Genomic DNA, 15,680 nt, shown 5'->3' on the forward strand with positions numbered 1-15,680 from the left:
TGAACCGGTGCAGGCCCAGCTTGTCCTCCTCTGCATAGACCGCGACCGTGCGCTTGCCCATCTCATTCGCCGCCCGCATCACGCGAATCGCGATCTCACCACGGTTCGCTATCAGGATCTTGGAAAATTCGGTCATGGGGCCCCTGCGGCTTGAATGCGCTTGCAGCATCTCTAGGGGCAATGTTCCCCTAGGTAAACGGGAAGAACCCGCGGAGCGGAAAAAAATCGTGGCGGCGGGGCGCGGCCCGTCAGGCCAGCGAGCGCATGTCGATCGCGTCGGGCAGGGCCGAAAGGTCATGCGCCCCGATCTGGCCCATGTTGGCCTGCATGTCGAGGGCCAGGATCTCGATCAGGTGCGCCGGACCCCGGTCGCCAAGCGCGGCCAGGGCGAAGTGGAAGGCGCGGCCCAACATCACGAAATCCGCCCCGAGTGCCAGGGCGCGCAGGATGTCGAGACCTCCCTCGACCCCGCTGTCGAAGATCAGCGGCAGGCGGGTCGCGGCGCGCAGGCCGGGCAGGGTTTCGATGGTCGCGAGGGTGCCGTCGAACTGACGCCCGGCGTGGTTGGAGACCCAGAGCGCATCGACGCCGATCTCTTCCATCCCGGCGGCGTCCTCGGAGCGCATCACGCCCTTGACGATGAACGGCCCGTCCCAGTGATCACGCAGCCAGGCCACGTAATCCCGGTCGGGCGAGGTGCGCAGGATATATCCGATATGCGCCGTCGGCGGCAGGTTCTTCCGCGATCCGTCGATATACTTGTCCAGCGTGCGCATCCGGGGCATTCCGGTGCGCGCCATGCCCATCGCCCAGGCGGGCCGCAGCGCGATCTGCGCCAGCAGCCGGGGCGTCAGCCGGGGCGGCTGGGTCAGGCCGGAGCGGGTCTGGCGTTCGCGCCGCGACGCCATCGGCACATCCACGGTCAGCACCAGCGTCGTGAACCCGGCGGCGCGCGCCCGGTCCAGCAGGTCGCGGCGGATGTCTTCCTTTTTCGGCGGATACATCTGGAACCACGCGTGGTCGCCCAGATGGGGGGCGATGTCCTCGGGATTCCGGCTGGCGACGGTGGAGAGGCAGAACGGCAGGCCGGCCCCGGCGGCGGCCCGCGCCAGCAGGGGTTCCGCGTTCGGCCAGATCAGCCCGGACATGCCGATCGGAGCCATGCCGAAGGGCATCGGAAAGTCCCGGCCCAGAAAGCGCGTCGTCAGGTCCGGGTCGATGGGACCGTGCAGGATCGACGGCAGGAAGCCGACCCGGTCCAGCGCCGCGCGGTTGCGGGCCTTGGTGGCTTCGGTCCCGGTGCCGCTGTCGAGATATTCCCAGACGAATTTCGGCAGCCGTTTCTCGGCGCGCCATTTCAGATCCATGACGCCGGGATATGTGCTGTGCAGGTCCATGCGTCTTTGTCAGCCGAGCGTGCGGCGGGCGCAAGCCCGTTATCGCGCCGTGCTGGTCCGGAACCGGAAAACATGCTATGGTTGTCTTTTTCAGACAGTTATTCAGGAGAGAATTATGAGCATCGAATCCGCCATTCGTGTCTGCGCGTCCTCTTCCGTCACCGCGGGCGCGGCCTTTGCGGCCTGGCAGTCCGTCGAGGACAGGTTGCAGCGGATCGGGATCGACAACGACCGCCGCCGCGCGGCGCTGATCGGCCAATGCGCCCATGAAAGCGCGCGGTTCCGCACCCGGTTCGAGAACCTGAACTATTCCGCCGCCGGGCTGTGGAAGATCTTTCGCCGCCATTTCTCGTCCGAGGCGGAAACCCACCAGTTCGCCCGCCAGCCGGAAAAGATCGCCAACCGGGTCTATCGCAACCGGATGGGCAATGGCGACACCGCGTCGGGCGACGGCTGGCGCTATCGCGGGCGCGGCTATCTGCAACTGACCGGCAAGGACAATTACCGCCGCTACGGCGAGCATATCGGCGAGGACCTGGTGAACAACCCGGACCGGGCCGCCGATCCGGATGTGTGCTGGCTGATCGCGGCGGAATATCTGGCGCGAACGCACCGGTCGGGCAGGAGCCTGCTGGAATGGGCGGATGCGGACGACGTGCTGATGGTGACCAAGGGCATCAACGGCGGCACCCACGGCCTCGCCGACCGGGAGGTGCAGACCGGCCGGGCCTTTGCCGCGCTGACCGGCGAGGTGAGCACGGCGGAATGGCAGGCGCTGCTGCTGAACGCGGGGTTCAATCCGGGGCCGATCGACGGGCTGATGGGCGACAAGACCAGGGCGGCGCGGGAGGCGGCGGCGGCGCATTTCGGCGTCCAGGGCGACGCGCTGTTGCAGGTCTTGCGCGATATCACCTGATCCGCGGGCCGGTCGCGGGGAAATGCGCGGAACAAGCCGCGAACATCCCTTTTCCTGCGGCCGGGACTGGTCTACATTGCGCCCATGAGCAGTTTCGACGACATGGACGCCTTCGAAGGCGCGTCGCTGTCCGCGCGCGCGATGGCCGCGCGGCCGCAGCCCTATCTGGACGGTCTGAACCCGGCGCAGCGCGAGGCGGTCGAGCGTCTGGACGGTCCGGTGCTGATGCTGGCGGGGGCCGGCACCGGCAAGACTAAAGCCTTGATGGCGCGTGTGGCCCATTTGGTCACTCTTCGCGCAGCACTTCCGAACGAAATCCTGGCAGTGACCTTCACCAACAAGGCTGCGCGTGAAATGGGTGAGCGTCTTAGGAAAACGCCGTTTGACCTGCGCGATCCTATAAGATGGATGGGTACCTTCCACGCGATCTGCGTAAAGTTGCTGCGACGGCACGCCGAACTTGCCGGGCTCAAAAGCAACTTCACTATCCTCGATACCGACGACCAGTTGCGGCTGCTGAAGCAACTGATCTCGGCGGCGGGGATCGACGACAAGCGCTGGCCGGCGCGGCAGCTGGCGGGGGTGATCGACGGCTGGAAGAACCGGGCGCTGACGCCCGACAAGGTGCCCGCCGCCGATGCCGGGGCCTATAACCGCAAGGGTGTGGCGCTTTACGGCCAATACCAGACCCGCCTGCGCGACTTGAACGCGGTGGATTTCGGCGACCTGCTCTTGCATATGGTGACGATCTTTCAGGACCATCCGGACGTGCTCGCGCAGTATCGGCGCTGGTTCCGCTATATCCTCGTGGACGAATACCAGGACACCAATGTGGCGCAGTATCTCTGGCTGCGGCTGCTGGCGGGGGGGCATCGCAACATCTGCTGCGTCGGCGACGACGACCAGTCGATCTATGGTTGGCGCGGGGCCGAGGTGGGCAACATCCTGCGGTTCGAAAAGGATTTCCCCGGCGCCCATGTGGTGCGGCTGGAACAGAATTACCGCAGCACGGCGCATATCCTCGCCGCCGCCTCGGGCGTCATTCGCGGCAACGAAAGCCGGCTGGGCAAGGAGTTGTGGACCGCCGCCGAGGGCGGCGAGAAGGTGCGGCTGATCGGCCACTGGGACGGCGAGGAGGAAGCCCGCTGGATCGGTGAGGAGATCGAGAGCCTGCAACGGGGAACCCGAGGGCTGCGGCCTTTCAATCTGGATGAAATGGCGATCCTCGTGCGCGCGTCCCACCAGATGCGCGCCTTCGAGGACCGGTTCCTGACCATCGGGCTGCCCTACCGGGTGATCGGCGGCCCGCGATTCTACGAGCGGATGGAGATCCGCGACGCCATGGCCTATTTCCGCGTCGTCACCAGCCCCGACGACGATCTGGCCTTCGAACGCATCGTCAACACGCCCAAGCGCGGGCTGGGCGACAAGGCGCAGCAGACCATCCAGACCATTGCGCGCGCCAATGGCGTTTCCCTGCTCGAGGGCGCGCGGCTGGCGGTGCGGGACGGGCTGATCCGGGGCAGGGGCGGCGCTGCACTGGGCGAACTGGTCGACGGGATCGCGCGCTGGCGCGAGATGACCCGCGGCCCCCGGATCGTGGTGGAGGATGACGACGCGGTGATCGAGGACGGGGACGGGCCGGTGCGCTCGGTCGAAAGCCCGCCGCCGGTCGGCCATGTGGAACTGGCGCAGGTCATACTGGACGAAAGCGGCTATACGGCAATGTGGCAGAACGACAAGACGCCCGAGGCGCCGGGGCGGCTTGAGAACCTCAAGGAACTGGTCAAGGCGCTGGAGCAGTTCGAGAACCTGCAGGGATTCCTCGAACATGTCAGCCTGATCATGGACAACGAGCAGGAGGGCGGGGACGAGAAGGTCAGCATCATGACCCTGCACGCGGCCAAGGGGCTGGAGTTCCCCGCGGTGTTCCTGCCGGGCTGGGAGGACGGGCTGTTCCCGTCCCAGCGCAGCATGGATGAAAGCGGGGTCAAGGGGCTCGAGGAAGAACGCCGCCTCGCCTATGTGGGGATCACGCGGGCCGAGGAAATCTGCACGATTTCCTTTGCCGGCAACCGGCGGGTCTTTGGCCAGTGGCAGTCGCAGATGCCGTCGCGCTTCATCGACGAACTTCCGGCGGAAAACGTCGAGGTGCTGACTCCGCCGGGGCTCTATGGCGGCGGCTACGGCGCGGCGGCCCCGGTGGCCACGCCGCGAACCGACCTGGCGGCCCGCGCCGCCCGCGCCGACGGGTACGATTCACCGGGCTGGAAACGCCTTCAGGCCCGCGCCGGGCAGCGCGGGTTGTCGCAGCCCGGCGAAGCCCGCAACATGGTGATCGACATGAACGCGGTGAGCAGTTTCACCCTCGGGGAACGGGTGTTCCACCAGAAATTCGGCTATGGCGCGGTGATCGGCATCGAGGGCGACAAGCTGGAGATCGATTTCGAGAAGGCCGGCACCAAGAAGGTCGTGTCCCGTTTCGTGTCGGCGAGCGACGATATCCCGTTCTGATCCGCGCCCGGCGTCAGAGGATCGGGCCGATCGTGGCGACCGCGTTGTTCCACATGCGCCGGTGGATTGGCCAGGCGTTCACCTCGTCGATGCGGACACGCGATGACTGGCCGATGTAGTCGTCCTGCCGCGCCATGATCTGACGCGTCAGATCCGCGTCGCAGAGCAGCAGGTTGCTTTCGTAGTTGAGGTCGAAACTGCGCAGGTCGAGATTGGACGAGCCGACGAAACTGATCAGCCCGTCGATGGTCATGGTCTTGGCATGCAGCAGCCCGCCTTCGAATTCGTGGATCGCGACCCCCGCCGCCAGCAGCCGCCGGTAGGAGGAGCGGCTTGCCGCCGCGACGATCTTGGAATCATTGACCCGCGGCAGGACCATGACGACATCGACACCCCGGTAGGCGGCGGCGCAGATCGATTCGACCACGATGGCGTCGGGTACGAAATACGGGGTGGTGATGGTGACGCTGCGTTCGGCTGAATTCATCAGGGCGGAAAACAGGTGCGGCGTCGCCAGCCGCCGTTCGGTGGGACCGTCGCCCATGATCTGCGCCACGATTCCGGGTTTCTGCGGTTCGGCATGGACCGGGAAGTCCTGCAGCGTTCCGCCGCAATGGGCGATCCAGTCGCTGGCGAACAGGAGCTGGTTCTGCGCCACCACCGGCCCGGTGACGCGCAGCATGATGTCGATCCACGGGCCGTATTTTTCCTTGACCCGGAATTCCGGGTCGGCGCAGTTCTGGCTGCCGCAATAGGTGATTTCGCCGTCGACGATGGTGATCTTGCGGTGATTGCGCAGGTCGATGCGGCTTTTCAGCACCGTCATCACCGGGTTGCCGATGGGCAGCGCCACCGCGACCCGGACGCCGGCGGCCTCCATCTCCTTCCAGAGCGGCGAGCGGACGAATTTGCGCGAGCCCAGCCCGTCGGCCATGACGCGGCAGGTCACGCCGCGCTGCGCCGCCCGGATCAGCGCCCGTGCGGTGTTGGTGCCGGTCTCGTCGTCCAGCCAGATGTAATAGAGCACGTTCACGTGATGGCGCGCGGCGTCGATGTCGGCGATCAGCCGGGCGCGGGCGCTGGCGGCGTCGGGCATCAGTTCCACCGCGTTGCCGGGCAGGGCCGGAAAGCCGTTGATCGATTCGCTGTAGGCAAAGGCCGACCGGTATCGTTCGGGCACCGCCGGCAGCGCGTCGGGGACGGCCGGGACGAGGTCCTGCTTGTGGCTCTGGATCTGCCGGGCGACGGCGGCGATGCGGCCGCTGGCGGAATAGCCGAGGTTGGCTTCGCCGAAGAGGAAATAGATGATGACGCCGGAATAGGGCAGCAGGCCGATGACCACGATCCAGGCCAGACGGCTGGTGGCGGCGAGTTCGTCGCGCAGCAGCACCCGGACCATCAGTCCGAGAACGATCAGGATATGTATCGCCAGCAGGATCATCTGGTTCGCTTGCGCCTCCGGCCGCGGGCCCGTTCCGCGCAGCAAAGACCATTTGGCGATTGCAGGCAACAGCCGGAACGGTTGCGTCGGAGGAGGGACGGAAAACGGCGACACCAGGGAGGAGGAGAGGTGTCGCCGTTCTCTTCAAACACCGGGCGCAGGGAGGAGGAGAGCGCCCGATGCATCCGAACCCGGTCCTTGGACCGGTATAAAAGGGCGGCGACATCAGGGAGGAGGAGAGATGTCGCCGCTAGGACAGGCCATCCAGGGAGGAGGAGAGGAGGACCTGATCTTGTCTGTGTCGTGCGCTGAGCCGGTCAGCAGATGTCGTATGCGGCCTGGTAGGCAACGCGTGGCAGCATGGTCGGGGTCAGCCCCAGATCGGCAAGCTGGCACGGGTCCAGTTCCGAAAGTTCCTTCAACGTCTTCCGATACAGCCGATGGCGGGCGAACCGGGATTTCACCTCGGCCAGCCAGCCGCCGGACAGCGGGCGGTCGTTCGTGCCGGCGAGGCTGTAACTGGCCATAATCGTTAACCTTCGTGTTTTCCTGCGGCGCCTGTTAGCGCCCTAACTTGTCTCTAAGATAGCCGAATGCTGCAGTTGCACAATAGGGTGGGGAAACAATGCTGCCATGCAGCATCCGCATGGGTGAAATGGCGTTTTTTCGGGCGAACGGGCAAAAACAGGGCGGGGGCCGGTCGCCATTTGCGCGGCCTTGCCTTAGGACGCTGCGTAAAGCGGCGGGATGCGAAGGAGAACGGCATGGGCGTGACACGGGAACAGATCGAAACCTGCCTTCAGCGGCTCGTCCTGCCGGATGGCGGCGACCTCGTGGGGCGGGACATGATTCGCGCGCTGTCGGTCGAGAACGGCGCGGTGCGCTTCGTGATCGAGGCTCCGTCGCCCGCGATCGCGCAGCAGATGGAGCCGCTGCGCCGCGCCGCCGAGGCCGCGGTGGCGGCGCTGGACGGGGTGACATCGGTCAGCGTGGCGCTGACCGCCCATGGCCCGGCGGCGAAACCGGCGGCGCCGGGCCTGAAGATCGGCGGCCATCCGAAACCGCAGGACGGGCCGGTGCGCCCCGGCGGGGTCGACCGCATCCTCGCCATCGCTTCCGGCAAGGGCGGGGTCGGCAAATCCACCGTGGCGTCGAACCTGGCCGTGGCCCTGGCGCGGGCCGGGCGCAGGGTGGGGCTGCTGGACGCCGACATATACGGACCCAGCCAGCCGCGGATGATGGGCGTCTCCGGGCGGCCGGAATCGCCGGACGGCAAGACGATCATCCCGCTGCACGCCCATGGCGTGACCCTGATGTCGATCGGCTTCATGGTCGAGGAAGGCAAGGCGGTGGTCTGGCGCGGCCCGATGCTGATGGGGGCGTTGCAGCAGATGCTGGGGCAGGTCGACTGGGGCCGGCTCGACGTGCTGATCGTCGACCTGCCGCCGGGCACCGGGGACGTGCAGCTGACGCTTTGCACCAAGTCGCAGCTGACCGGGGCCATCGTCGTCAGCACGCCGCAGGACGTGGCGCTGATCGACGCGCGCAAGGCGCTGGACATGTTCGCGACGCTGAAGACCCCGGTGCTGGGGCTGATCGAGAACATGTCGATGTTCGTCTGCCCCGATTGCGGGAGCAGCCACCGCATCTTCGGGCAGGGCGGGGTGGCCGCCGAGGCAGACCGGCTGGGGGTTCCGCTTCTGGGCACGCTTCCGATCGACCTCGATACCCGGATCGCCGGGGATGAAGGCACCCCGGTCGCGGCGGGGGATGGGCCGATGGCGCAATCCTATGCGCAGATCGCGGACCGGCTGATCCGGGGCGGGGTGGCCTGAAACTGGCCCTCTCAGCGGGACAAAATGCCGGTGATCACGCCGAGCGAGGTGAAGACCTCGTCGCAGACGGCGGTGATGTCCCGCTTCGGCGATGACACGCCGTTCGTGCGGCGCAGCCGCCGGGCCGGGCGTTCAGGCCGAACGGGCCGGTGGCGTCACCGGGATGGACGCCTGCCAGCCCCACGTTGACGCAGATGATTCCCGCCGTGAGTCAGTTTCCGGGCTGCCGCTGACGCTACTGCCGGTCCTTCGATTCCGTGCAGGTTTCGTCAAGGCGCGCCGCGCCCCGATGCTGACGGGTTTGAACCGATCCGGTTTCCGTTCGCGCCGCGGGAATAGGGATCGTGGCGCCGGCCGGGGGGCGCAATGGCCTGTGAACGGCTCACGGGAATTGATGGGACGTGGCGGTTCAGCCGAGCCATCGAATCAGAATTCCGGGTGATCTGACGGTGATTCATCCGGGTCCACAGTCCAAAAGGCAGGAACAAACTGGAAACATGTTCGGGCTGATGGCAGACGGTGCGATTTATTCGGGAAATCATGGGATATTTTGGTGGGGTCTCAGATCTACCATATTTAGTGTTCATTCCCGCATTCTTACGCAAGCTGTTCCAAGGATTCGCCGAAACTGGCCTCTAGATGTTGTTTTCTTAACGCATCACAAGCAAGATTTAGGGAGTTATTAACGAAAAATCCCTTGCCAGACCATGAATTCCCACGGTATCCCTTGTTCATCGGATGAAGAAGACAGCAGGGGCACCAAACGACCCCGACCAACAAAAAGCAGGTTTCATACAGGCTTCGGCTTCATCAGACCAAGAGATCCGGCGCGCGAGCGAGCAGACATCCCCCCAGGTGGCGCGCGCGACTGGACACCCCGCACAGCGGGACGAGGGCGGCGGGTTGATCGGTGGCAGCGGATCAACCCGCCGTTTTCCATTCAAGGGGGGCGGAGACGCAGACGCGGGGCGCAGAACAAAGGACGGGGCAAGTGGGCCGCAGGTTCAGGGGCGAAAGCCACCACAAGGTGGATGCGAAGGGCAGGGTGTCTATCCCGGCCTCGTTTCGCCGCGTGCTGGAAGCCGGCGATCCCGGCTGGACCTCGGGACTTTCCCCGGAACTGGTCATCGTCTACGGCGATCATCGCCGCAAGTTCCTGGAATGTTACACGATGGAGGCGATCGACGAGGTCGATGCCAAGATCGACGCCCTGCCGCGCGGTTCGATGGAGCGCAAGGCCCTGCAGCGGATGTTCCACGGGCAATCCTTTCCGACCAACGTGGATGAAACCGGGCGGCTCGTCCTGCCCGCCAGGCTGCGGGAAAAGATCGGTCTCGAGGGCGAGGCGTTCTTCATCGCCGCCGGCGATACCTTCCAGATCTGGAAGCCCGAAACCTACGAAACCGAAGAACTGGCCAAGTCCGAGGCCTGGTTGGATGAGCAACCCGATGACTTTGATCCGATGGAATTTCTGGACAACCCCAGAGCGGGTGAACGGGACGGGGCGTGACGGCATGGCTTCCGCGGTTCCCCCGGACGCTGCCGACCCGCATCTTCCCGTTCTGCTGCGCCCGTTGCTTGCCGCGGTCGCCCCGGTGTCGGGCGTCTGGCTCGACGGGACCTTCGGGGCCGGAGGCTATACCCGCGGATTGCTGGAGGCCGGAGCCGAGAGGGTCATCGCGGTGGACCGGGACCCGCTGGCCTTCGAGATGGCGCGGGGCTGGGCGGCGGAGTATGGCGACAGGCTGGTCCTGCAACCCGGCGTCTTTTCGCGGATGGACGAATATGCGTCCGATCTCGACGGGGTGGTGCTGGATCTCGGCGTGTCCTCGATGCAGCTCGACCGGGCGGAACGTGGGTTTTCCTTCATGAAGGACGGGCCGCTGGACATGCGGATGTCCCAGGCCGGGCCGTCGGCCGCCGATCTGGTCAACGCGGCCAGCGAAAGCAACCTGGCGGATATCCTGTTCCACTATGGTGAAGAACGCGCCAGCCGGCGGATCGCGCGCGCCATCGTGCGGGAACGGGCGGATGCGCCGATCACCACCACCCTGTGCCTGGCGGCGATCATCGAATCCTGCCTGCCGCGCGCCAGGCCGGGGCAATCGCATCCGGCGACCCGCAGTTTCCAGGCGCTGCGCATCGCGGTGAACGAGGAATACCGGGAACTGTTCGAAGGGCTGATGGCGGCGGAACGCGCCCTGCGGCCGGGCGGCAAACTGGCGGTCGTGACCTTTCATTCCATCGAGGACCGCATGGTCAAGCGGTTCCTGGCCGATCGCGCGGGCCAGGGCGGGCGGGCCAACCGGTTCGCGCCGGAAACCGAACGCGCGGCGCCGCAGTTCATCCTGAAATCGCGCAAGGCCATTGGCCCGGACGACCGCGAGCTGGCCGAGAATCCGCGGTCGCGCAGCGCCAAGCTGCGGGTCGCCATCCGCACCGACGCCCCGGCAGGGCCGGTGGACGCCCGCGCCATCGGCATGCCGCTGCTCAGGGAGGTCCGCGGATGAGGAGCGTCGCCTATGTCCTGGCCGCGATGGCGGTCTTCGGCCTGGCCTTCTGGGCCTACCGGGAAAACTATGCCACCCAGCGGGTGCTGTCGGACACCCAGCGGTTGCAGCGCGAGATCGGCGAAGCCCAGGTGCGGCTGAGCGTGCTGCGGGCGGAATGGGCCTATCTGAACCGCCCGGACCGTCTGGCGGAACTGGCGGAGATCAATTTCGACCGGCTGGGTCTTCTGCCGCTGCGGCCCGACCAGTTCGGGCGCATCGACGAGGTGAGCTTTCCGACCGTGTCGCTGCTCCCGATCACCGATGCGGTCGATGTTTCCAGCATGGCCGGGGAAGAACCGCTATGATCCGTACGCCGCTGCGCCCGCTCGCCCGCATCCTGTCCGCCCGCGCCAAGGGCGAGAACCCTGACGCCATCGAACGCGAAAACCTGCGTCGGCGCCACGAGGACATGCGCGACCGCGCCCGCGTGCGCGCCGAAGGGCGCCTGCTGGTGCTGGGGCTGTTCTTCTTCTGCGCCTTTTCCGTCGTCGGGGCGCGGATGGGGCTGCTGGCCACGTCGGAAGCGGTCGAACCCGTGGCCAGCGCCGCGGGATCGGCCATCGCGATGCAGCGGGCCGATATCGTCGACCGCGACGGGCGCATCCTGGCGACCAATTTCGAGACCCATTCGCTCTATGCCCAGCCGCCGTTCCTCGTCGATCCGGTCGCCTCTGCCCGGGGGCTGGCGAAGATCTTTCCGGATCTCGACGAGGCGCGCCTGATCCGGGATTTCACCGGCAAGCGGAAATTCGTCTGGATCAAGCGCAAGATCAGCCCGGAACAGAAGCAGGCGGTGCATGACCTGGGCGATCCGGGCCTGCTGTTCGGGCCGCGCGAGATGCGGCTCTATCCCAACGGCAAGCTGGCGGCGCATGTCTTGGGCGGTGCCAGTTTCGGCAAGGAAGGCGTGACCGCCGCCGAGGTGATCGGCGTTGCCGGGGTGGAAAAGCAGTTCGACGCCTTCCTGCGGGATCCGGCGAACGGGGGCGCGCCGCTGCAACTGTCCATCGACCTGACGGTGCAGGCGGCGGCCGAACGGGTGCTTTACGGCGGCATGAAGCTGATGAACGCCAAGGGCGCGACGTCGATCCTGATGGATGTGCACACGGGCGAGGTGATCTCGGTCGTGTCGCTGCCGGATTTCGACCCCAACGACCGCCCGCGCCCTCCGGCCAGCGGAGACGATCCGTCGGTCAGCCCGCTGTTCAACCGGTCGGTGCAGGGGGTCTATGAACTGGGATCGACCTTCAAGATCTTCACCGCGGCGCAGGCGATGGACCTGGGGCTGGTCGGTCCGGAAACCATGATCGACATTCGCGGCCCGTTGCGCTGGGGCAAGTTCCGCATCCGGGATTTCCGCAATTACGGCAAGGAGCTGTCGGTCACGAAGGTGATCGTGAAATCGTCGAACATCGGCACCGCGCGGCTGGCGCAACAGATCGGGTCGGCCCGGCAGAAAGCGTTCCTGGACTCGCTCGGCATGCTCAGGGCGACACCGTTCGAAATCGTCGAGGCGGCGGGCGGCGAGCCGCTGTTGCCCCGGAACTGGTCCGAACTCAGCACCATGACGATCTCCTACGGCCACGGGCTGTCCACCAGCCCGATGCATCTGGCGGCGGGCTATGCCGCGATCGCCAATGGCGGGCATTACGTCAGCCCGACGATCCTGAAGCAGGACGGGCCGAAATACGGCCCGCGCGTGATGTCCAGGGGCGCCGCCCGCGCCGCGCAAAGCATGCTGCGGCAGGTCGTGACCGACGGCACCGCCAGTTTTGGCGAAGTGCCCGGCTATGCGGTGGCGGGCAAGACCGGCACGGCGGACAAGCCAAAGCCCCGTGGCGGATATTACGAGGACAAGGTGATCGCCACCTTCGCCAGCATGTTCCCGGCGCATGATCCGAAATACGTTCTGATCGTGACGCTGGACGAACCGACCGAGACCTCCGGCAGCGAACCGCGCCGCACGGCGGGCTGGACGGCGGTGCCCGTGGCGGCCGAGATGATCGGCCGCATCGCGCCGCTCCTGGGCCTGCGGCCGGACATTGAACCCGCACATCCGGCTGCTATAAGGCTGACGTCGAACTGACGGGGGATGGTCTTGTGAACACTGATGAGTCGCCGGTGGCCAAGTCTCTCAGTCAGCTGGCGCTGACCGCGCGGGGCGGGCTGGACCCGGTGGTTTCCGGGCTTGCGGTGGACAGCCGGGATGTGCGCGAGGGGTTTCTCTTCGCGGCCCTGCCCGGCACCCGCGTTCATGGCGGCGAATTCATCAAATACGCCCTGCGCATGGGGGCCGCCGCCATCCTGACGGATTCCGCCGGCGCGGCTCTGGCGGAAACCGAACTGGCCGCCTCCGACGCGGCGGTGGTCGTGACCGAGGACCCGCGCCAGACGCTGGCCTTTACCGCGGCGCTCTGGTTCGGCGCCCAGCCGGAGATCATGACGGCGGTGACCGGCACCAACGGAAAGACCTCGGTCGCCACCTTCCTGCGCCAGATCTGGACGGAGCTCGGCCACGCGGCGATCAATCTGGGCACGACCGGCGTCGAAGGCGCCTGGGCCGCGCCGCTGGCCCACACCACGCCCGAGCCGATCACCCTGCACCGCACGCTCGCGGCGGCGGTCAGGGCCGGCATCACCCATGCGGCGATGGAAGCGTCCAGCCACGGGCTGGAACAGCGGCGGCTCGACGGGGTGTATCTGACGGCGGCGGGGTTCACGAATTTCACCCAGGACCACCTGGATTACCACGACTCCTTTGATGCCTATTTCGCCGCCAAGGCGGGGCTGTTCCGGCGCGTCCTGCCGCCCGAAGGCGCTGCGGTGATCAACCTGGACGACGGGCGCGGCCCGGAGATGCGCGCCATCGCGGCGGCGCGGGGGCAACGGATCCTCACCACCGGGCATGGCGTCGGCGACCTGAACCTCCTGGCGCAGCGGTTCGACGCCACCGGGCAGGATCTGCGGTTCAGCTACGCGGACCGGGTTTACCAGACCCGGCTCAACCTGATCGGCGGATTCCAGGCGGAAAACGTGCTGCTGGCCTGCGGGCTCGCTATTGCCTGCGGCGATGCGCCGGGCGACGTGTTCGACACACTGCCGCGCCTGACCACGGTGCGGGGACGGATGCAACTGGCCGCGACCCGCGCCAACGGGGCGGCGGTGTTCGTGGATTATGCCCATACGCCCGACGCCGTGGCCAAGGCGCTGTCGGCGCTGCGCCCGCATGTGATGGGCCGCCTCGTCGCCATCGTCGGCGCCGGCGGCGACCGGGACGTGACCAAGCGCCCGCTGATGGGGCAGGCGGCGGCGGAGCATGCCGACCTGGTGATCGTCACCGACGACAACCCGCGCAGCGAGGACCCGGTCCTGATCCGCGCCGCGGTGATGGCGGGCGCGCCCGAGGCCACCGAGATCGGCGACCGCGCCGAAGCGATTCTGCGCGGGGTCGACGGGCTCGGCCCCGGCGACGCGCTGCTGATCGCCGGCAAGGGCCACGAGACCGGCCAGACCGTCGGCGACGATGTGCTGCCGTTCGACGACGCGGAACAGGCGAGCGTCGCGGTCGCCGCGCTGGACGGAGGCATCGCATGACGCTTTGGACGGCAACGGGTGCGGCGGCCGCGACCGGCGGGCAGGCGCAGGGCGACTGGAGCGCCAGCGGCGTGTCCATCGACACGCGGACGCTGGCTCCCGGCGATCTTTTCGTCGCCCTGAAGGCCGCCCGCGACGGGCATGATTTCGTCGCGCAGGCGCTGGCGGCGGGGGCCGCGGCGGCGCTCGTCAGCCATGTGCCCGATGGCGTGGTCGCCGGCGCGGCGCTGCTGGTCGTCCCGGATGTGCAGGCGGCGCTGGAAGACCTGGGCCGGGCCGCCCGCGCCCGCACCGATGCCCGCATCGTCGCCGTCACCGGCAGCGTCGGCAAGACTTCGACCAAGGAGATGCTGGCCCGCATGCTGGGCGACCAGGGCCGGACCCATGCCAGCGTGGCAAGCTACAACAACCACTGGGGCGTGCCGCTGACCCTGGCGCGGATGCCGCGCGACACCGAATATGCAGTGATCGAGATCGGGATGAACCATCCGGGAGAGATCGCGCCGCTGGCCCGGCAGGCCCGGCCGCATGCCGCCCTGATCACCACGGTGGCCGCCGCCCACCTTGAGGCCTTCGACGGCATCGAGGCCATCGCCGTGGAAAAGGCGTCGATCCTCGACGGGCTGGAGCCGGGCGGGACCGCGATCCTCAATGCCGATATCGGCGAGGCGGCGATCCTACGTGACAAGGCCGCCGCTGTCGGCGCCACCTGCCTGTCCTTCGGGCGCAAGGCGCAGGATTACCGGCTGATCGACGTGGCCGTGCAGGGCGACACCACCGTCGCGCGGGCCGAGATCCTGGGCGCGCCGGTGATCTTCAAGATCGCCACCGCGGGGCGGCATTTCGCGATGAACGGACTCGGGGCGCTGGCGGCCTGCGCTGCGCTTGGCGCGGACCCGACGCTGGCGGTGCTCAGCCTTGGCCGCTGGTCGCCCTACAAGGGGCGCGGGGTGCGCGAACGCGTCCCGCTGGACCCCGGCGACCCGGACCAGGCGCTGATCCTGCTGGACGACGCCTACAACGCCAACCCGACCTCGATGGCGGCGGCGCTGGAGGTGCTGGCCGCGACCGAGACCGACAGGGGGCGGCGCATCGCCATTCTGGGCGACATGAAGGAGTTGGGACCGGACGCCGAAGCGCTGCACGCAGGCCTCGCGGACCTGCCCGCGATGGCGCGGATCGATCGGGTCCATTGCATCGGCCCGCTGATGCGGGCGCTGCATGACGCGCTGCCACCGGAAAAACGCGCCGGCGTTCATGCGACCAGCGCCGATTGCGCCGCGGCGCTGCGCCACCGCCTGCACGGCGGGGACGCGGTTCTGGCCAAGGGATCGCTCAGCATGGATCTCGGCCTGGTCGTTGACGCGATCCGCAAAATGGGTCATGGCGAAGCGGCGAATTTGGCACAAGATGATGAGTAGGACCCGCTGA

13 protein-coding genes are annotated in these 15,680 nt (G+C 67.3%); 9 read left to right on the forward strand and 4 right to left on the reverse strand.

The genetic code is table 11. The annotated features are described in order from the left end of the window. Together QO034_RS10625 and QO034_RS10630 are read right to left on the reverse strand one after the other, a co-directional pair. Positions 1–136: biotin carboxylase N-terminal domain-containing protein (locus QO034_RS10625; protein WP_284485615.1), on the reverse strand; the 136-nt coding region annotated here is incomplete at its 3' end. Positions 137–248: 112 nt separating this feature from the next. Beyond that, complete coding sequence (locus QO034_RS10630; RefSeq protein WP_284485509.1) at positions 249–1,397, reverse strand: alpha-hydroxy acid oxidase; 1,149 nt, start codon at positions 1,395–1,397, stop codon at positions 249–251. 115 nt (positions 1,398–1,512) lie between these two features. Here QO034_RS10630 and QO034_RS10635 point away from each other — a divergent pair, with 115 nt between their 5' ends. Both QO034_RS10635 and QO034_RS10640 read left to right on the forward strand, forming a co-directional pair. Further along, positions 1,513–2,313 carry a glycoside hydrolase family 19 protein gene (locus QO034_RS10635; RefSeq protein WP_284485510.1) on the forward strand — a complete coding sequence of 267 codons (801 nt, stop codon included), beginning with the start codon at positions 1,513–1,515 and terminating at the stop codon, positions 2,311–2,313. An 84-nt stretch (positions 2,314–2,397) separates the two neighbouring features. Next, a complete protein-coding gene (locus QO034_RS10640) occupies positions 2,398–4,827 on the forward strand; it encodes an ATP-dependent helicase (protein WP_284485511.1) in 2,430 nt (809 codons plus the stop codon). A 13-nt stretch (positions 4,828–4,840) separates the two neighbouring features. On the opposite strand, the gene cls is transcribed toward QO034_RS10640, so the two are convergent. Together cls and QO034_RS10650 are read right to left on the reverse strand one after the other, a co-directional pair. Next, positions 4,841–6,268: a cardiolipin synthase gene (gene cls / locus QO034_RS10645; protein WP_284485512.1), complete on the reverse strand. Its 1,428-nt coding sequence runs from the start codon at positions 6,266–6,268 to the stop codon at positions 4,841–4,843. Positions 6,269–6,585: 317 nt separating this feature from the next. Then, entirely contained in the window at positions 6,586–6,795 is a 210-nt protein-coding gene (locus QO034_RS10650) for a DUF1127 domain-containing protein (RefSeq protein WP_284485513.1), read from the reverse strand. A 237-nt stretch (positions 6,796–7,032) separates the two neighbouring features. Here QO034_RS10650 and QO034_RS10655 point away from each other — a divergent pair, with 237 nt between their 5' ends. From QO034_RS10655 to QO034_RS10685, 7 genes are all read left to right on the forward strand, one after another. After that, positions 7,033–8,103, forward strand: coding sequence for an Mrp/NBP35 family ATP-binding protein (locus tag QO034_RS10655; RefSeq protein WP_284485514.1), 1,071 nt, complete (start codon positions 7,033–7,035; stop codon positions 8,101–8,103). A gap of 991 nt (positions 8,104–9,094) precedes the next feature. Then, positions 9,095–9,613, forward strand: a complete 519-nt coding sequence (gene mraZ, locus QO034_RS10660) for a division/cell wall cluster transcriptional repressor MraZ (protein WP_284485515.1) — start codon at positions 9,095–9,097, stop codon at positions 9,611–9,613. A gap of 4 nt (positions 9,614–9,617) precedes the next feature. After that, entirely contained in the window at positions 9,618–10,613 is a 996-nt protein-coding gene (gene rsmH, locus QO034_RS10665) for a 16S rRNA (cytosine(1402)-N(4))-methyltransferase RsmH (protein WP_284485516.1), read from the forward strand. Next, entirely contained in the window at positions 10,610–10,960 is a 351-nt protein-coding gene (gene ftsL, locus QO034_RS10670) for a cell division protein FtsL (protein ID WP_284485517.1), read from the forward strand. The genes rsmH and ftsL overlap by 4 nt, the downstream gene beginning before the upstream one ends. Next, the gene (locus QO034_RS10675; RefSeq protein ID WP_284485518.1) at positions 10,957–12,741 is read left to right on the forward strand and encodes a peptidoglycan D,D-transpeptidase FtsI family protein; all 1,785 of its coding nucleotides are present in this window, start codon (positions 10,957–10,959) and stop codon (positions 12,739–12,741) included. The genes ftsL and QO034_RS10675 overlap by 4 nt, the downstream gene beginning before the upstream one ends. A 35-nt stretch (positions 12,742–12,776) precedes the next feature. Beyond that, a complete protein-coding gene (locus QO034_RS10680; RefSeq protein ID WP_284485519.1) occupies positions 12,777–14,249 on the forward strand; it encodes a UDP-N-acetylmuramoyl-L-alanyl-D-glutamate--2,6-diaminopimelate ligase in 1,473 nt (490 codons plus the stop codon). Next, positions 14,246–15,670, forward strand: a complete 1,425-nt coding sequence (locus tag QO034_RS10685) for a UDP-N-acetylmuramoyl-tripeptide--D-alanyl-D-alanine ligase (protein ID WP_284485520.1) — start codon at positions 14,246–14,248, stop codon at positions 15,668–15,670. Before QO034_RS10680 ends, QO034_RS10685 begins: the two co-directional genes overlap by 4 nt. The last annotated feature ends 10 nt before the right edge of the window (positions 15,671–15,680 follow it).

The sequence above is a fragment of the Sedimentitalea xiamensis genome (assembly GCF_030164465.1).
Lineage (GTDB): Bacteria > Pseudomonadota > Alphaproteobacteria > Rhodobacterales > Rhodobacteraceae > Sedimentitalea > Sedimentitalea xiamensis.

Bases quoted from the DNA above. Each gene is read 5' to 3' on its own strand.
- QO034_RS10675 (WP_284485518.1), top strand. From the start codon at position 10,957: ATGATCCGTACGCCGCTGCGCCCGCTCGCCCGCATCCTGTCCGCCCGC.
- rsmH (WP_284485516.1), top strand. From the start codon at position 9,618: ATGGCTTCCGCGGTTCCCCCGGACGCTGCCGACCCGCATCTTCCCGTT.
- ftsL (WP_284485517.1), top strand. From the start codon at position 10,610: ATGAGGAGCGTCGCCTATGTCCTGGCCGCGATGGCGGTCTTCGGCCTG.
- QO034_RS10685 (WP_284485520.1), top strand. From the start codon at position 14,246: ATGACGCTTTGGACGGCAACGGGTGCGGCGGCCGCGACCGGCGGGCAG.
- QO034_RS10640 (WP_284485511.1), top strand. From the start codon at position 2,398: ATGAGCAGTTTCGACGACATGGACGCCTTCGAAGGCGCGTCGCTGTCC.
- QO034_RS10655 (WP_284485514.1), top strand. From the start codon at position 7,033: ATGGGCGTGACACGGGAACAGATCGAAACCTGCCTTCAGCGGCTCGTC.
- QO034_RS10630 (WP_284485509.1), bottom strand. From the start codon at position 1,397: ATGGACCTGCACAGCACATATCCCGGCGTCATGGATCTGAAATGGCGC.
- QO034_RS10635 (WP_284485510.1), top strand. From the start codon at position 1,513: ATGAGCATCGAATCCGCCATTCGTGTCTGCGCGTCCTCTTCCGTCACC.
- QO034_RS10650 (WP_284485513.1), bottom strand. From the start codon at position 6,795: ATGGCCAGTTACAGCCTCGCCGGCACGAACGACCGCCCGCTGTCCGGC.
- cls (WP_284485512.1), bottom strand. From the start codon at position 6,268: ATGATCCTGCTGGCGATACATATCCTGATCGTTCTCGGACTGATGGTC.